We start from the raw sequence: 15,487 nt of genomic DNA on the forward strand, positions 1-15,487 counted from the left end.
TTTTTTATTTTAGTAGCACTAGCACGTTGAATGCTACTATCCACGTGGCTAGCGCTATCCCCAGCGCTGTCAGTACTTTTCTGGATTTCTCCTCGCTCAGCAACTTCGACTCCACGAGGACCATGTGGAGCCCGTATAGAGCGTGGTAGGTAGCCGAGAACGCCAGTACGAGCTCTCCGAGCATTACGAGCGGGTTCTTGAGAGCCGCCAAGACCTCTTCGTAGGTGGGTATGCCGTGCGCCGACCCGAGCAGGTGCACTCTGACTATGTGGGCTGAGACGGCTAGCGCGAGCACTGCTCCGGTTACTGCCTGGAGGAACCAGGCTACCCCGCTTTTACCGGAAGGCATTCACTATCACCGCCGCGCCGACGGCGAAGAGCACGACTATTGCCAGCCAGCTCGCGGCTAAGAGTTGCCTCCTCTTCTCCAGGAGGAACCCCGACTCTACTACCGCGGAGTAGGCTCCGAGCACACCGTGCACGACCAGCACCCCCCATAGGAAGAGGTCCACGAGTACCGCTGGAGGAGAAGTGAACACCTTGAGGAAGGAGTCGTAGACCTCCTTGCCGAGCACGACGGTCGATATGTCGACCATGTGCACGAGGAAGTACAGGGCTAGCACTATCCCGGAAAGCCTTCTCAACGAGAACGACACGTGCTCCAGGCTTCTACCCTTAACGCGGAACCACGACGACAAGACAACCCGCAACCTCTCCACCTACCTCACCCCGAGCTTACCCGATAGGAAACCCCTCCTAACCTTCATTATAGTCTCGCCCGGCTTGAAGCCAACCGGGCACCTCACGCTACACTCGAAGGCCGCGTGACAGGCCCACACGCCCCTCCTCGAGTCTAGAACGGCGGGGACCTTCCCGTCCTTCGAGGACCTGTAGGCAAGCGCTATGACCGAGGGGCCCAGGTACTCCGGGAAAGTGTTCGCTATGGGGCACGCAGAGTAGCATACCCCGCACTCCACGCAGTCGAAGAGCTTTTCCAGCTCGACCACCCCGTCTACCCTCTCCAGTGTGCCGGGCTCTACGAGCGCGTACTGGGAGAACATCCTCGACTTGTCCACGGCTAGGTCGCTGACAACGCGGAACCCTCTGAGCGGCTCGACCACAACTACGCCTCCCCTGGCAACCTCGCCTATCCTGGTCACGCAGGCAAGCCTCTCCACGCCGTTTATGACCATGCCGCAAGCCCCGCACACGCCGTGGTGGCATGCGTGCTCGAACGTCAGCGTGGGGTCCTGTTCCAGGCTTACCTTTTCGAGCGCGTCGAGCACCGATGTATCAGGGTCAACGTCTACCTCGTAGGCCCTGTACTCCGCTTCCCTCCAGCCCTGCTTGTACCTCCTAACCACTAAACGGTACCTCACGTCGACCACCTCCTAGGTGAAGTACGCCCAGTACGGTGCGAGGGGGGTCTCCGCCGTGCGGGAGGGCGTGGAGACACCGAGCCTCTCGGCTACGAAGTCGCCCGTCTTCTCCGCCATGAGCCTAGCAGTCGTGAACTTCCCGCCTATAACGCTTGCCATGTTGCCGGCGCCTTCCCGCGAGTGGTCGATGATGGCGAAGCTCCTGCTGACCTCCCTACCGGTACCCGCCGGCAGGCTCCCCACCAGGGGGCGGGACGACACGTACACAGCTTTCACCCTCAGCTTGGAGGTCACCGGGGCAAGCTCCCTCCCGCGCCTGAGCAGTAGCTCCACGTGCTCCCTGGGGGCCTCCACCTTGTCGGGATCCTCCACTACCCAGGAAGTCGTGCCTATAACCGAGGTCCCCCTGTGGTGGACTATTATATCCCCGTCCCCCGGCTTGTTTAGCCTGTTGAAGACCCTGAAGCCTACCCGCCCATCCAGCGCGACCATGACTCCCGGGCTGGGCTTCACCGGGACGTCGAGCCCCGCCAGCCTGGCGACCTTCTTGGCCCACGCCCCGGTCGCGTTAACGAAGAAGTCGGCCTCGAGCTCGTACTCCCTCAGGGATACCTTGTCCCTCACTTTAACCGCCTTCACCTCTCCCCCCTCCACCCTGAAGCCCACGACCTCGTTGTACGGCCTAATGTCGGCCCCGCGCTGTTTAGCCGAAGCTAAAAAGCTCAGGATGACCTTTAAGGGGTCGAAGGTACCGTCGGGGACAAGCACCGCCGCCTTCAAGTCGGGGTTGAGGTTCGGCTCCAGCTTGAGAGCCTCCTCCCGGCTAACCTCCTTCACCGGTATGCCTGCCTCCTCGCACTTCTTGAGGAAGAAGTCCTTGTACTCCAGGTCTGACTCGTCCACGGCCACGAAAATCCCGCCGTTCTTCTCGAAGAGGAACGGCGCTATCCTCCGGAGCACCACGTTCTCGGAGTAACACTCCCTTGCCACCTCCACGTCCGCCACGTACCTACACCCGCTATGCAGGAGCCCGTGGGTTCTCCCGCTCGTACCGCTCCCGATGGAGCCTCTCTCGAGTAGCGTTACCCTCAGCCCGCGTAGCGCCAAGTCGTAGGCAAGCGCTGCTCCCGTGACGCCTCCGCCTATCACGACGACCTTCTTCGTCAAGGGAGGTCAACCTGTAACTTTATTGATAGTTATTTAAACTTTGTTGAGTAAATAGGGTGGATACTTAGTAGCCGTACGCCCAGGGAACCTCCTTGGCCCAGCCGAGCGCCCGCTTGACGGCGGCCTTCCAGCCGGCGTAGAGCTGTTCCCTTTTCTCGCGGCTCATCTGGGGCGTAAACCTCTTCTCCTCCCTCCAGAGCCTCCCCACCTCGTCCAGGCTGCTCCAAACGCCTACAGCTAAACCCGCCAGGTAGGCTGCCCCGAGAGCGGTCGTCTCCCGTACGAGGGGTCTTACAACGTCTACTCCCAGAATGTCTGCCTGGAACTGTAGGAGGAAGTCGCTCCTTGCAGCGCCCCCGTCCGCTTTAAGAATCCTCACAGCGTAGCCAGCATCTGCCTGCATGGCTTCCACAACGTCCCTCGTGAGGTAGGCTATGCTTTCGAGTACTGCCCGCGCTAAATGCTTTCTCGTGGTTCCGCGGGTAATCCCTATGATGAGCCCCCTCGCGTAGGGATCCCAGTAGGGGGCTCCGAGCCCCGTGAACGCCGGGACGAAGTACAGCCCGCCCGTATCGTCCGCCGACTCCGCGAGGGGGTCGATCTCCGGGGACACTTCTATCAGTTTCAGCCCGTCTCTTAGCCACTGGATAGCAGCCCCAGTTATGAATATGCTTCCTTCGAGCGCGTAGGTCGCTCTACCCTTTGATAGAGAGTAGAACACCGTGGTTAGAAGCCCGCTCCTCGAGTAGCGTATCTCCCCGCCTGTATTCATGAGTATAAAGTTCCCGGTGCCATACGTGCATTTAACGTCTCCCGGCGTGAACCCCGCCTGCCCGAATAGCGCTGCCTGCTGGTCTCCAGCGTCCCCGGCGACGGCTATGCTCTTACCGTTGAATATACCGTTAAGTTCCGGGCCGGTGTACCCGTATATCTCCGGGTCCGAGGAGGGCCTCGGCGTTGGAAGAGAGTCCTCCGGTATCCCGCCCATAGCCTCCAGTAGCTCTGGGTCCCACTCAAGCCTCTTTATGTTGAACAACATGGTCCTACTGGCGTTTGAGTAGTCGGTTACATGGGCGCCGCCTTTCTCAGGGGTTAACACCTCCCTGGATCCGCGCGTAAGGTTCCATATGATCCAGGAGTCTATCGTGCCGAAGACAGCCTCCCGCCTAGCTACCTTTTCGCGAAGCCCCTCCACGTTCTCGAGCAACCACTGTATCTTGCTCCCGGAGAAGTAGGGGTCCGGGATAAGCCCGGTCTTCTCGCGTATCTCCTCCAGCCGCTCCTCCTTCAATTTATCAGTTATCGGGGCTGTACGCCTATCCTGCCACACTATCGCGTTGTAGAGAGGGTTCCCGGTGCGGACGTCCCAGACGACAACAGTCTCCCTCTGGTTAGTCACTCCTATCGCGGCTATCTCGCCCGGGTCCACCTTGGACCTCCTCACGGCGTCCCTTATGCACTCTAGCGTTTTCTCCCAGATCTCTAGGGGGTTGTGCTCAACCCACCCAGGCCTGGGGTAGATCTGCGTGTGCTCCCTGTAAGACCACCCGCCAGGCACGGGTCTACCTTCCGGGTCGAAAATAGCCGCTCGGGTTCCAGTAGTACCCTGATCTATTACCAAGACTAGCTTTGACATAGCTTAAATGGCTTGAGGATAAAAAATATAAAGATTCCTTTTGAAACAAAGCGTTGGAGTAGCCTTTCGACTCATTCGTGCGCAGGAAGTATGGGTACATTCACGCTCGGATGGAGGCTTGTAAAAGGAACATACGCGGCAGATGGGCTTGAAACGAGAACTCATGTAAACAACACTTGGTAGACATGTGCTTCTCTTTTTATGTCTACTTTCGTAGTGAAACGTTTATAGGTTCTGCTTCTCTAGGCTACTGGTCGCGTATGGAGGAGGTCGAGCTGATAAAGAGGAGGATGCTGAGAGAGCTGGTCTCTAGGAGGGGCTCCACCGCGGGGAGCGCCCGTTGCCCCTACGAGAGGTGGGCTAGAGCCCCTACGTTCAACGACGCGCTGTCTAAGTGTAAGGTGGCGCTTGCGGATTTCTGGGCTGAGTGGTGCGGGCCCTGCAGGTTAACGGAGCCTATCTTCGAGGAGCTCGCCGCCAAGTATGCCGGGAGGGTCGCCTTCCTCAAGGTGAACGTAGACGAGAACCCCGACCTCGCGGTGCAGTACGACGTTATGAGCATACCCACGATGATAGTGTTTAAGGGTGGCAAGGAGTTCAAGCGCTTCATAGGGTACTCCCCGCTACTCGCGAGGCAACTCGACCTAACGCTTCAAGGGCTAATAGCCGGGTAGCGCGCACTGTAGAGCAAGGGCCGACGAAGCACTTAAGTTCTGCAACGACTCCAAGTGGCACGAGTACCTACGCAGGTTCCCGGACTCAGCTGTACCACTTGAGTGCATCGAGGCGCTTTGTGAAGCAGTAGAGCGGGGTGTACGCGTAGATCCCTACAAGCTGCTGATTGACTGTGCTAAGCACCCGGGTACGTGCAAAGCCGATTAGGCCCGTGTTGCTAATTCGTATGGGCACGAAAGGCTGTAAGGTGTATCAAAGGTGTATCACTTATAGAGAAGAGAAGCAACTGTGACTTTCTCAAGCAGTCGATGAGCCCAGAACTACAATTGTTGCTGTAGCTTTTTCACACGTGTCCTAGCTAGTTCGAGTAGGTTTTCCGCGCTGAATACTTCTATCCCCTTCGGCTCTCTCGGCAGAACGTCCCCTCTTGGAACCACCAAGATCTTCCTGCACTTATACCTCGACAGCCTTTCCTCGATCTTCTCGACGTCGCTTGAAGTGAGAGTCTCCCTCCACTTTACCTCCACCGCTGCCTTAAGCGATTTAAAGTCTACAAGAGCCACGTCTACCTCGTGTCCTGGCTCAACTATCTTCTCAGCCCAGAGCCCCATCGACTTGGAGAGTAGGTAGGCAACGAACTGTTCAACGTAGAGAGGCATTTTCTCCCTCAGCACTCTCAAGGCTTGCTCCTCCTCCAATTCCCTCTCGCTTATACCGTACTTTGCGTCCATGTAGAAGAAGAGGTCAACCACGGGGGAAACATGCCTGTACATGTATCTATTCTTCCCGTAGAACTTCACCTTCTCGAGTATCCCTATCCTCTCCAAGACTCTGAGGTAAGGATGCACTAAGCTTGGATCCTGGGCGGCCATGAGCCTGTTGGAGTAGAGGTAAGCCGCTATTTCCGACGAGACGCTCTTCCCGCTGGCTACAGCTTTAAGTACTCCCTCATACACTCTTGAAAGAAAGCGCTCCTCCTCCCTGAATACCTCGCCTACAAGAGCCGGCACCGTGTACCTCAGGGTCTGCACGACCCCTCTCTCGAAGTTGCTTGCTCTCTCCCACACCGGAGTGAGCCACGGCTCCCTGAGCAGGACGGATACTTCAACAAGTCTTTTCGGGTCTGAAACATAGCTCGACAAGTTCACCAGTATGTCTGCCTCGTCAACCAGGCCCATCTTGAACTCTGTCATCATGCCGAGCAATGGGGATCTACCACTGAGAATTTCCCTCGAAAGCCACAGGGTGGAGGAAACAGCGACTAGGCGCCCCCTGGTCCCCAGGCTATGCAACATGTCGCTAAACTCGCTGGGCAACCTTTGGAACTCATCGACCACGACAGTCTCATTGTGCTTCAGCTTCTCAGCTAGTTCCCTTCTGAAGGCCTCGTAGCTTATCCTCTCGGAGTCGACGAAGATTTCCCCCTCCCTGCCGACAAAGTAGTACGAGTCCCACTTAGTGAAATTTCTGATGAAGTAGCTTTTTCCAACTTTCCTCCTCCCGTAGACGAGAACCCAGGCTCCTGTACTCTTCCACCTGGCCAAATCCGAATGCCTCACTATACTAACCACAGTTAGACTAACCATGATTATACTTTATAACCCTTTCTTTTAAGTTACCGACCGCGTGTGGAGGAGATTGGGCAGGCAAGGTGGCGCTTGCGGGTTTCTGGGTTGAGTGGTGCGGGCCCTGCAGGTTAACGGAGCCTTCAAGCGCACGGATACCCGGGCTCAGCGTGGCGGGAGGGCTCGCGCCTTCCGCTTTCTACCAGGTTTGTAAGGTTACATGCAGGTTCGTGAAGGTTAAGCACACTGTGGTCTACTTCATGCGCGCGAGCGATAAGCATTTCTGGCGAAGCCGGGTATTCTTACTCGGCAGAGGAGCGTGAGGGAAGAGGCCTCGCTGTGGTTCAGGCAGGCAGAGAGGGACCTCGAAAAGGCGAGGAACGACCTAGTCACACATGACTGGGATTCGGCGGCTTTCTGGAGCCAGCAAGCAGCTGAGAAGGCCTTGAAAGCCCTCCTTCTAAGCCGGGGGAGGGTCTATAGGGGGCACAGCCTGCTCGCCTTGGCGGAAACCGCTAAGAGCGAGCTGGGGCTAAGCGTCGACGATATCATCGGGGATTTGAGGGAGCTCACAGTTCACTACACGATTTCGAGGTACCCCAACGCGGCGAACGCTTTTCCCTACGAGCTCTACGACGAGGCGAAGGCGAGGGAGCTGGTGGAGAGGGCCAGGAGGGTCGTGGAATGGGTAAGGCGCCATCTGCCCTAAGGTCCCAGGAGAAGGCCCTGGAGGTTGCGAAGAGGGTTGCCGGGAGGGCTGCCAAGCTCTGCGAGGGCAGGGGGTTCAAGCTCGTGGGTGCCTACCTGGTTGGTAGCAGGGCACGGGGAGACTACCTGGAGACTAGCGACGTCGACCTGGTACTCGTGGTCGAAGGCGTGGAGGGGCTAAACGCCCTGCAGAGGCTCGAGCTTTTCAAAGAGGTCCTGGAGCCGGAAGTCGATCTCCTCGTGCTCTCCCCCGAAGAGTGGCGGGAAGGGCGTAGCGCCTGGGTGGAAACCCTCAAGAAGGAAGCCGTACCCCTAGTCTAGAGTCTCGCGCGCTAATAGAAAACTTTATCTTCTTACCTGGCTCCTAGCCCTGATTCGAATGAGCGGCTTGGAGAAGGTTTTGGCGGAAGTGAAGGTGTTTTCCTTCGATGTCGACGGGACGTTGCTGGACAGCTACACGTACATGAGGGACGTGCTCCAGATACTCCTGCTCTACATAGGCGTGCCTGCAGGCATGCTGGAGATGGTGACGGACGATGTGTACAGGTCTTGGTACGATCTCGAGAAGAGGGGCGTGTTCGACTACGGCAAGATGCACCTTTTCCTAGAGGAGTTCGCGAGGAAGTACGCGGTCCCGGTGAGGTACGACGTCAAGGAGTTCCAGGACCTACTCCTGGAGGCGAGAGTTAAGGGCTCGGAGCCCTACAGGTGCGCCGTGAAGCTACTATCGGAGCTGAAGAAGAGGGGGAAGATCGTTGTAAGCGTGTCGGGAGGCGACGGTGTCCCCGGCATGAAGAGGAGGCGCATAGAGGAGGGCGTACCCGTGAAGCTCTTCGACAAGATACTCGTAGTCCCCGAGGACGCTCCGTCGAGGGTGGAGGCCCTCAACGCCGTGAGGGAGGAGTTCGGGGTGTCAAACGAGGAGGTGCTACACGTAGACGACAGGCCTCAGCACGCGGCCGAGGCGTACAGCGCGGGCTTCAAAGCCATGGTCGTGAAGACGGGCTTCTACGACCCGTACTTCCGGTTGCCGGACGGCGTCCTGGTAGTCGACGACCTCTGCGCGGTGCTGGACGCCCTGTCGAAGCTCTAGGCTGTACGGGACTGTCGCGGTATGGTGCCCCTAGACTCCTGGAGCGTTGTTACCGTTTTTGTCGCGTCCGTGGTGGTAGGTAGGGCGCTGAGGCTTAGCCTGCCCAAGGCTTTCTTCGACGTCTCGGTGGGCGTCCTAGTTTGGGCTATAAGCGCGTGGGCGGCGTCGAGCGGCCTGGAAGCGCTAAAGTACTCGCTGGCGCAGACCCTCCTCTTCCTGGCGGCAATAGTGTGCTACGTGGTGGTGCTGGGCGCCCTAGCCTCAAGAGGCGCGGCGCACGCTAGAGCGGGCGCGCGACCCCGGCCCAACGTATACCTCTTGGCGCTTATAGCCGTGGGCTGGGCGTCGGGCCTCTCGGCGGGCTGGCTTAGACCCTACCTTTCGGAGGCGCTACCGGTGCTCGTGCTCGCAGTCATAGCGGCTACGGGGCTCACGATGCACTCAGCCTTAAGCGTAGCTTCTCTGAGGAGAGGAGGGGTCGTCGCCCTAAAGGCTGTCGCTGTAACCCTGGCGTCGGCGGTACTCGCGGGGCTTACGGTGGCTGCCCTCCTCGGGCTTTCCCCGCACTACGCCCTCTCGGTCACCCTGGGGCTGGGCTGGTACAGCTTCGCGGGGTCCTTCGTCGCCCAGTTCCTGGGCCCCGAGCAGGGCTTCACGGCCTTCCTTGTGAACATTCTGAGGGAGCAGTTGACCTTCGCCCTCGTCCCGGTCATCTCGAGGTTCAGGGTGTCGGCGATAAGCCTTGGCGGCGCTACGACGATGGACAACACGCTTCCAGTCTACGCGTACGTGTACGGCGACGACGCGGTTGTCCCGAGCATAGTCCACGGGTTCCTCTTGACGTTCCTCGTGCCCTTCCTGGAGGCCCTCGTGGTCCGGGCTGTGTGAGGTGGTAGCCTTGAGCGGGAGGCTAGCGTACGCCCTGTCGTTCTCCATGTCGTTGCTACAGTCGCTCATGATCCCCGTGCTGGTCCTCTACATGCTCCAGCTAGGCTACACCGAGGCGGAGGTAGGGCTCGTGACGGGGACGGCGTCCGCGGTCTACATAGCAGGCGCTCTCCTCTCCTCCGTCCTCGCGGGCAGGCTGGGGGACTCGAAGACAATCCTCCTCTCGCTAGCCAGCATGGCTACCGGCTACGCCCTCCTCTCCGCCTCCACAGGCCTTTACGCGATCCTGCTGGCGTCGGGCGTCGTCCTGCTGGGCTTCGGCGTCTTCTGGCCCGCAGTCGAGAACCTGGTCTCGTCGTCGGGAGGGAAGGTCTCCGCGTTCTCGTTCTCCTGGAGCTCGGGCTCGCTCGCAGGGATGCTGCTAGTGTACCCGCTGAGCCTCCTGGATCCGAGGGCGCTCTACGCGGCTTTCTCGGCTTCCTCGCTCCTGCTAGCACTGTCGGTGAGGCGGGGGGAGGAGAGGGCCAGGGCTCGGGCAACCTTCGGCGACGTGTTATCCTCTCTATACTCCCTGAGGGCCTCCTGGGTTCTGTGCGTCGCGTACTCCCTGAGCTCCTCGGGCCTGATAACGTTCTACCCGGTGCTCGTAGAGCGGGCAGGGTTGCCGAGGTTCATGCTGTCGCTCGCCCTCTTCCTGATGATACTGTCTAGGACCGCGGTGTTCTTCGCCTACGACGCTCTCCCGGCGCCACTGAAGAGGGTTGAGATCGCGGCGCCCGTCCTGCTGGCATCCTCGCTTATACCATTCGTCGACAACCCCTTCCTCCACTTGCCACTCTCGCTAATAGCCGGCGCCGGGCAGGGCGTTATCTACGGGATAGCGCTCGAAGGAGTGTTCAAGTCGGGGAGCGACAGGGTCCACAACTACACCGCCCTCTTCGAGTCCTTCATAGGCGCAGGCTACTCTCTGGGCCCTCTCCTCGCAGCGTTGCTCGGCGAGTACGCCGGTCTTCAGCCTCTGCTCTCCACCTCTCTGCTGGCAAGCCTGGCGGCCCTCCTCGCAGGGAGAAAACCGCGCGGGTCGGCACCTGCGTCGCGCGGGTAAACTGAAAAATTTTTATAATCGCGGTGCATAACTGGTATTGGAGTTCTGTTCCTCTCAGCGCTTGTAGCCAGCCAGGCAGAGGTGTCTTTGGATGTACGTCGTCGAGGCCAGGGACCTTAGGAAGACGTACGTGTCCAGGAAGAGGAGGGGGCTGTTCAGGGTAGAGGAGACTAGGGTCGAGGCTTTGAAGGGTGTTTCCCTCACGGCGGTGAAGGGGGAGGTTCTGGGCATACTCGGGCCTAACGGCGCCGGGAAGTCCACCCTCGTAAAGATACTCGCAACGCTCCTGCTCCCCGACTCCGGCTATGCGAGGATAATGGGCTTCGACGTCGTCTCCGAGAGGGACGAGGTCAGGAAGCTCATAGGGGTATCGCTCAGCGTGGAGAAAGGCTTCTTCTACAAGCTGACGGGGCGCGAGAACCTCAAGTACTTTGGGATGCTGTACGGGCTGGACGGGAAGGCGCTGGAGGAGAGGGTGAACGAGGTACTGAGGGACGTGGGGCTACAGCCGTACGCCGACAAGCTCTACGAGGAGATGTCTCTCGGCATGAAGGCGAGGCTGAGCATCGCTAGGGCACTCCTCACTGACCCGCCCGTGCTTATACTCGACGAGCCCACCCTGGGGCTAGACCCCGTATCCGCTAGGAGGATCCGGTCCCTGCTCACAAGCCTCGCTCACTCGAAGGGGAAGACGGTGCTGGTAACTACGCACAACATGTTCGAAGCCGAGATAATATGCGACCGCGTCGCGATAATATCCGAGGGGAGGATACTCGCCGTGGACTCCGTCGACTCGCTGAAGAAGAGGGTTGCCGACAGCGTCTTCCTGGAGATAAGGATAGCCGGGCTCGCCGGCCTCCAGGTCCAGAACGTGCTGAGAAACGTGCCGGGGGTAGAGGTCAGGACGGCGCACAGGAAGGGGCTGGGAGACAAGGTCGTGGTATCAGTCCCCGTGGCGCACGCCGAGGAAGCCTTCGAGAGGGTGCTACACGAGCTGAGGTCCGCCGGGCTTAAGGTGAGGAGTATAAGCATAGTCGAGCCCTCCCTGGAGGACGTGTTCATAAAGCTCGCCGGCCACAGGGTGAGCTCCCCGTGAAGGCGGGAGACGTCGCGAGGATCTTCAAGGCGGGCGTACTCTTCGAGGTCTCAATGCTCAAGTCCAACAAGGGGTACTTTGCCGCCACCCTTGCCCGCCCCTACTTCGTCTACGCGCTCCTCCTCTTGATATCGAAGCAGCTCGGCGCGGGCTACACGCCTAGAGACGTCGTGGTGCAGACCCTCGCCGTCACCGGCTCCATAGACGTCCTCTGGGACGTCGCCGGGCAGGGAATACTGCTAAGGGTCTCCGGGGTCCTACCGTACTACACCCTGTCGCCGGGAGGAGTACTCCTCGCGCTCGTCGTGAGCTACCTCCCGAGGTACATCCTCGAAACTCTCCTCAAAGCCGTAGCGTTCCTGCCTGTCCTCGCGCTCGAAGAGGGGCCCGCGGACGCGCTTTTACACCTCCTCGCGGCCTACGCGCTCCTCCTCCTAGGATTGCTCCCGCTACTGGGCATAAGCACGCTGGTCGCCGGGGCGACGCTCCTGGTACACGAAGAGTCCCCCGTGCTCGAGTGGGTTACGCCGCTCGTCCTGCTCCTCTCCGGGGCGGTGTACCCGGTGAGCGTACTGCCGGGGTGGATGCGGGCGCTCTCCGCTCTCATACCTGTGACCTACGTCGTGGAGCTCTCTAGGGCCCTAGAGGGGGGCGGGGGAGTCCAGGCTTTCTACAGCGGGGCTTTCGCGCTACTGATATCCCTCTCCATACTCTACAACGCCGCTGCCAGCAGGCTGTTCAGGAAGGCCGAGGAGGCCCTGCTAAGGAAGGGTGTCTAGCGTGGGCAGGCGTAAAGCCGTGCTCTGGCTCCACCTAATGCGGTCCAAGAGGTACGCGCTCAGCCTAGTCTCCGGCTCGCTCACCGACGCCCTTTGGATGATAATCCTGCTGGCCGGCTTCATCCTCGCCGGGAAGGCCCCCGAGGCCTCCAGCAACTACTGGGGGCTCGTCGCTTGGACCATCCTGTCGAACGCTACCTGGATGATCGGCGGCTGGGTCGACTACCTCGTGCTCCTAGGCCTAGTGGAGGAGCACGAGGTGCGCGGAGTCTCTGTGTTCGAGCTCGTAGCCGGGAGGGCTATCCCGATGCTCGCCTCCTCGGCTATCTCGTCTCTCGCGGCCTACGCCTTTCTAAGCCTCGCGGGGGCACGCGTAAGCGTTGCAAGCATCCCCGTGCTCGCCTCGTCGCTAGCCTTGCTCTACGCCCAGTCACTGTGCTACGGGTTGCTACTTGCGTCTCTATCGCTGAGGACGGGCACGCCGAGCTACATGCTGGACATACTCAGCCTCGCCTTCCTGGGCCTCGCCTTCTCGCCCACCCCGGCCTCGCCCAGCGTCGCGCTGATCCCGCTACTGGGACCCATGCTACTCGCAAAGCTCTCCTCCACGGGTAGCGTCCAGCCGGCCGCGGTAGCCTACGGGGTACCCGCAACCCTCTTCCTGGCTGTCGCCGCGCTACTCGCCTGTCGCTCGACGGAGGAGCACGCCAGGAGGAGGGGTGTACGGGCGGTGGGGCTAGTCTAGCACGCAGTAGGGGTGCACGCGCCTAAAGGCATGAAAAAGAATGTGTAACGCCCTATTCTCGCACGCGCCCAGAAACAGTGGATTAAGGCTCTCCGGAGTAGACGTAGGGCACGCCTAGCGCTGAGGCAAGGTCCCTGTTCAGCGATGCCACGTCCTCCGGGGACACGTCGCCGATGCTGTACTTACCCAGCGCCGAGACTATCATCTGGGTCTCAACCCTTGTAGCCTCGATGAAGTTCCTGACACCAGCCTCGTCCTTAACCATCGCGGCTACGATGAACGGTCTACCGACGTATATCGCCGTAGCCCCCAGGGCTCTCGCCTTAACGATGTGTGCCCCGTTGAACAGTCTACCCGCTAGTAGCAGGCTCATTCTATCGTCTACGCCCATTAGCCTAGCCTTCCTGATCTTAGCTAGACCGACCACCGTCGGGTAGCCCAGCTCCTTCATAGCCACCGAGGGTGCCATACCGGTTCCACCCTCCTTACCGTCTATTATCACCGCGTCTGCGCCCTCCTCGTAGGACACCTTTACCACTTCGAGTACATCCCTGAAAGGCCCTACCTTGATCCACACCTTAGCCCTCGGGTAGCTGGTCTTCATTAGCCTAATCATACCCCTCAGTATGTCGGCCGTGTAGGTCCCCGGGGCGGAGTACCTCTCTACCCACGCGGTCCTCGCCTCGGCCGGGTCCTCCAGGAAGTGGTACTTCTCCTTGACCTTGACGGCCTCCTCCTTCCTCATCTTTATCACTCCTCCGAGCCCCGGCTTAGCGCCCTGGCCGACCTTGATCTCGAAGGCCACCCTGCCCTCGTCGAGGTACGGCTCCAGGTCTTTGTCGCTGTACACCTTGTTCCAGTGCTCGTCGTAGGCGTCTTCAACGTTCTGCTGGATGATTACTCCGCCGTACTTATCGATATTCGTCAGGTAGGCCATGACCCTCTCCTTGAAGCTGGGGTGCCCCCTGGTCAACCTCCTGTCGTAGCCTCGAATCGTGTGCACGTTTTCTCCGATGCCGTAGGGTATACCCTCTTTGGCGGCGGCCCTTGCGATCACTAGGCTATACCTGCTGGCAATGTCCGTCGAGCCCATCGTACCCACAACGAGCGGCATCGACGACTTCAAGCCACCTATGCTGGTCTCCAGGTTAACGTCGGTGAACACGGGCTCTCTGAGGAGCTCCGCCATTTTCTCCAGCCTCTTCGGCGTGAAAGCGGGAGGCGTTAGGACCAAGTCGTCCATCGTTAGGAACCTCGGGTAACCCTTCCTGTGAACAGTCGCCCCGAGCAGCGCCGCGCCGTAGGTGGCTAGCTCTCCGAAGGGGTAGACGCCCTCGCTCCCCTTAATAGCTTTGAGCAGTATCTCGTCTAAGGGGTAGTCTTCCATGAACTCGCTTATCCCCCTTAGGGTCACCAGGCTACCCTTAACCTTGAGCACAAGCTCGCCTAGCTTAAGCGCAAACCACTCGAGCACGCCGACCACCTTTAGGGGGTTGGGCCTATCCCGGCGACCTTGGGGTACGGCCTAGACTCCCACACAGCCCTAAGGCCGCATATGTACCTAGTCAGCCTCTCCACCCCTATGCCGAAGCCGGCCGTCTTTAAGGGGTAGAAGTCCCTGAGCATCTCCAGGAACCACTTGTACTTCTTCGGGTCCTCCCCGGACTCCTTTATCCTAGCGATAACCTTGGCCGGCTCGTACTCGCGCTCGCCTCCCGATATAGCCTCCCCGAAGCCCTCGGGGTAAAGCATGTCGAAGTCCCTTAGGTAGCCAGGCCTCTCCGGGTCCTCCCTGTTGTAGAAGCCCCTAGACCCCTTGGGATACCCGTATATGAACAGAGGGCTCGTGTGGTGGGCCGATAGAACCTTCTCGCACTCCCAGAGGATCTCGGTGTTCCTCGGGTTTCTACAGCCCAGCCTGTTTACCAGCTCCACCGCCTCGGCGTGGGTATACCTCGCGAACGGTGTCCTGTACTCTGGGAGGGTCCTACCAAGCTTCTCGAGGTCCGCGCCGTGCACCTCCTCGACGTACCTAGCAACATGCATGAATAAGCCCTCGGCCAGGCTCATAGCGTCCTCCAGCGTGCCGTCCAGAATCTCTATGTCGACCTGGAAGAACTCGACGAGGTGCCTACCCGTGAAAATGCTGTCGTTGGGCTCAAGCCTGATGTTCGGAGAGACGAAGTAGACCTTACCCAATACCGCCGCCATGTACTGCTTGTAGAGTATAGCGCTGGACATGACCTTGTACTCGTGCCCGTAGAAGTCCACGGTAACCTGCTTAGCCCCCCTTATGCCCGGGTCAGTGACGGGACCTATTATCGGCGGCAACGCCTCAGTAAAGCCGTGGGAGTCCAAGTACTCTCGAATAGCGCGGAGTATCGACGCTTGGATCCTGAAGACCGTGGCGTACTTGCTTTCCCTAGCCCACTTCCACGAGTACCTTGTCCACTCCTCTAGGAACTTGACGTACGAATCCCTATCCCTAGCCATCTTCTCGAGCTCCAGCACCGCCGGGTGAAGTTTTGCCAAACTTTCGCGTGCACTGTTAAATGCGATAAACCGGGTTTCCTGTCCCATGCTTATCGTTCAACGCCCTATGCACTGTCTTAAAATCATTTTCTGATCGAAACCTGAATTTCTTGCAAATG

Annotated in this window: 17 protein-coding genes; 9 read left to right on the top strand and 8 right to left on the bottom strand. The window is 59.5% G+C overall.

Annotated features, from left to right (window positions below; translation table 11 throughout):
• Positions 1 to 4 precede the first annotated feature (4 nt).
• The 5 genes from TPEN_RS05780 to glpK all read right to left on the bottom strand — a co-directional run bounded on the left by TPEN_RS05780 (position 5) and on the right by glpK (position 4,182).
• A complete protein-coding gene (locus TPEN_RS05780; protein ID WP_011752787.1) occupies positions 5 to 349 on the bottom strand; it encodes a succinate dehydrogenase/fumarate reductase transmembrane subunit in 345 nt (114 codons plus the stop codon).
• Positions 336 to 719, bottom strand: coding sequence for a succinate dehydrogenase/fumarate reductase transmembrane subunit (locus TPEN_RS05785; RefSeq protein WP_011752788.1), 384 nt, complete (start codon positions 717 to 719; stop codon positions 336 to 338). The genes TPEN_RS05780 and TPEN_RS05785 overlap by 14 nt, the downstream gene beginning before the upstream one ends.
• A complete protein-coding gene (locus tag TPEN_RS05790; RefSeq protein WP_011752789.1) occupies positions 720 to 1,379 on the bottom strand; it encodes a succinate dehydrogenase/fumarate reductase iron-sulfur subunit in 660 nt (219 codons plus the stop codon).
• A 12-nt stretch (positions 1,380 to 1,391) separates the two neighbouring features.
• Complete coding sequence (locus TPEN_RS05795; RefSeq protein ID WP_011752790.1) at positions 1,392 to 2,546, bottom strand: FAD-dependent oxidoreductase; 1,155 nt, start codon at positions 2,544 to 2,546, stop codon at positions 1,392 to 1,394.
• A gap of 64 nt (positions 2,547 to 2,610) precedes the next feature.
• A complete protein-coding gene (glpK, locus tag TPEN_RS05800; RefSeq protein ID WP_011752791.1) occupies positions 2,611 to 4,182 on the bottom strand; it encodes a glycerol kinase GlpK in 1,572 nt (523 codons plus the stop codon).
• 260 nt (positions 4,183 to 4,442) lie between these two features.
• Here glpK and trxA point away from each other — a divergent pair, with 260 nt between their 5' ends.
• On the top strand, positions 4,443 to 4,856 hold the full coding sequence (gene trxA / locus TPEN_RS05805; RefSeq protein ID WP_011752792.1) for a thioredoxin: 414 nt from the start codon (positions 4,443 to 4,445) through the stop codon (positions 4,854 to 4,856).
• Positions 4,857 to 5,177: 321 nt separating this feature from the next.
• Here trxA and TPEN_RS05810 read toward each other — a convergent pair whose 3' ends face one another.
• On the bottom strand, positions 5,178 to 6,428 hold the full coding sequence (locus TPEN_RS05810; RefSeq protein WP_245534143.1) for an ATP-binding protein: 1,251 nt from the start codon (positions 6,426 to 6,428) through the stop codon (positions 5,178 to 5,180).
• 313 nt (positions 6,429 to 6,741) lie between these two features.
• Between TPEN_RS05810 and TPEN_RS05815 the strand changes: the two genes are divergently transcribed.
• The 8 genes from TPEN_RS05815 (at position 6,742) to TPEN_RS05850 (ending at position 12,836) form a co-directional block, all read left to right on the top strand.
• A complete protein-coding gene (locus TPEN_RS05815; protein ID WP_011752794.1) occupies positions 6,742 to 7,131 on the top strand; it encodes a HEPN domain-containing protein in 390 nt (129 codons plus the stop codon).
• A complete protein-coding gene (locus TPEN_RS05820; protein WP_011752795.1) occupies positions 7,107 to 7,451 on the top strand; it encodes a nucleotidyltransferase domain-containing protein in 345 nt (114 codons plus the stop codon). The genes TPEN_RS05815 and TPEN_RS05820 overlap by 25 nt, the downstream gene beginning before the upstream one ends.
• A gap of 58 nt (positions 7,452 to 7,509) precedes the next feature.
• Positions 7,510 to 8,223 carry an HAD family hydrolase gene (locus TPEN_RS05825; protein ID WP_011752796.1) on the top strand — a complete coding sequence of 238 codons (714 nt, stop codon included), beginning with the start codon at positions 7,510 to 7,512 and terminating at the stop codon, positions 8,221 to 8,223.
• Positions 8,224 to 8,244: 21 nt separating this feature from the next.
• On the top strand, positions 8,245 to 9,111 hold the full coding sequence (locus tag TPEN_RS05830; RefSeq protein WP_011752797.1) for a LysO family transporter: 867 nt from the start codon (positions 8,245 to 8,247) through the stop codon (positions 9,109 to 9,111).
• A 10-nt stretch (positions 9,112 to 9,121) separates the two neighbouring features.
• Complete coding sequence (locus tag TPEN_RS05835) at positions 9,122 to 10,216, top strand: MFS transporter (RefSeq protein WP_011752798.1); 1,095 nt, start codon at positions 9,122 to 9,124, stop codon at positions 10,214 to 10,216.
• Positions 10,217 to 10,307: 91 nt separating this feature from the next.
• Positions 10,308 to 11,312, top strand: coding sequence for an ABC transporter ATP-binding protein (locus TPEN_RS05840; protein ID WP_011752799.1), 1,005 nt, complete (start codon positions 10,308 to 10,310; stop codon positions 11,310 to 11,312).
• Positions 11,309 to 12,091 carry an ABC transporter permease gene (locus TPEN_RS05845; protein ID WP_011752800.1) on the top strand — a complete coding sequence of 261 codons (783 nt, stop codon included), beginning with the start codon at positions 11,309 to 11,311 and terminating at the stop codon, positions 12,089 to 12,091. The genes TPEN_RS05840 and TPEN_RS05845 overlap by 4 nt, the downstream gene beginning before the upstream one ends.
• 1 nt (position 12,092) lies before the next feature.
• A complete protein-coding gene (locus TPEN_RS05850; protein ID WP_011752801.1) occupies positions 12,093 to 12,836 on the top strand; it encodes a hypothetical protein in 744 nt (247 codons plus the stop codon).
• Between the two features lie 82 nt (positions 12,837 to 12,918).
• Here the strand turns inward: TPEN_RS05850 and TPEN_RS05855 are convergent, their stop codons facing one another.
• Both TPEN_RS05855 and TPEN_RS05860 read right to left on the bottom strand, forming a co-directional pair.
• Positions 12,919 to 14,310 carry a glutamate synthase-related protein gene (locus TPEN_RS05855; protein ID WP_011752802.1) on the bottom strand — a complete coding sequence of 464 codons (1,392 nt, stop codon included), beginning with the start codon at positions 14,308 to 14,310 and terminating at the stop codon, positions 12,919 to 12,921.
• Positions 14,311 to 14,321: 11 nt separating this feature from the next.
• Positions 14,322 to 15,416 carry an asparagine synthetase A gene (locus tag TPEN_RS05860; protein WP_011752803.1) on the bottom strand — a complete coding sequence of 365 codons (1,095 nt, stop codon included), beginning with the start codon at positions 15,414 to 15,416 and terminating at the stop codon, positions 14,322 to 14,324.
• Positions 15,417 to 15,487 lie beyond the last annotated feature (71 nt).

This window comes from Thermofilum pendens Hrk 5 (assembly GCF_000015225.1).
In the GTDB taxonomy this organism is placed as follows: Archaea; Thermoproteota; Thermoprotei; order Thermofilales; family Thermofilaceae; genus Thermofilum; species Thermofilum pendens.

Coding starts and splice junctions, on each gene's coding strand:
- TPEN_RS05780 (WP_011752787.1), bottom strand. CDS start 349: ATGCCTTCCGGTAAAAGCGGGGTAGCCTGGTTCCTCCAGGCAGTAACC.
- glpK (WP_011752791.1), bottom strand. CDS start 4,182: ATGTCAAAGCTAGTCTTGGTAATAGATCAGGGTACTACTGGAACCCGA.
- trxA (WP_011752792.1), top strand. CDS start 4,443: ATGGAGGAGGTCGAGCTGATAAAGAGGAGGATGCTGAGAGAGCTGGTC.
- TPEN_RS05820 (WP_011752795.1), top strand. CDS start 7,107: ATGGGTAAGGCGCCATCTGCCCTAAGGTCCCAGGAGAAGGCCCTGGAG.
- TPEN_RS05825 (WP_011752796.1), top strand. CDS start 7,510: ATGAGCGGCTTGGAGAAGGTTTTGGCGGAAGTGAAGGTGTTTTCCTTC.
- TPEN_RS05830 (WP_011752797.1), top strand. CDS start 8,245: ATGGTGCCCCTAGACTCCTGGAGCGTTGTTACCGTTTTTGTCGCGTCC.
- TPEN_RS05840 (WP_011752799.1), top strand. CDS start 10,308: ATGTACGTCGTCGAGGCCAGGGACCTTAGGAAGACGTACGTGTCCAGG.
- TPEN_RS05860 (WP_011752803.1), bottom strand. CDS start 15,416: ATGGGACAGGAAACCCGGTTTATCGCATTTAACAGTGCACGCGAAAGT.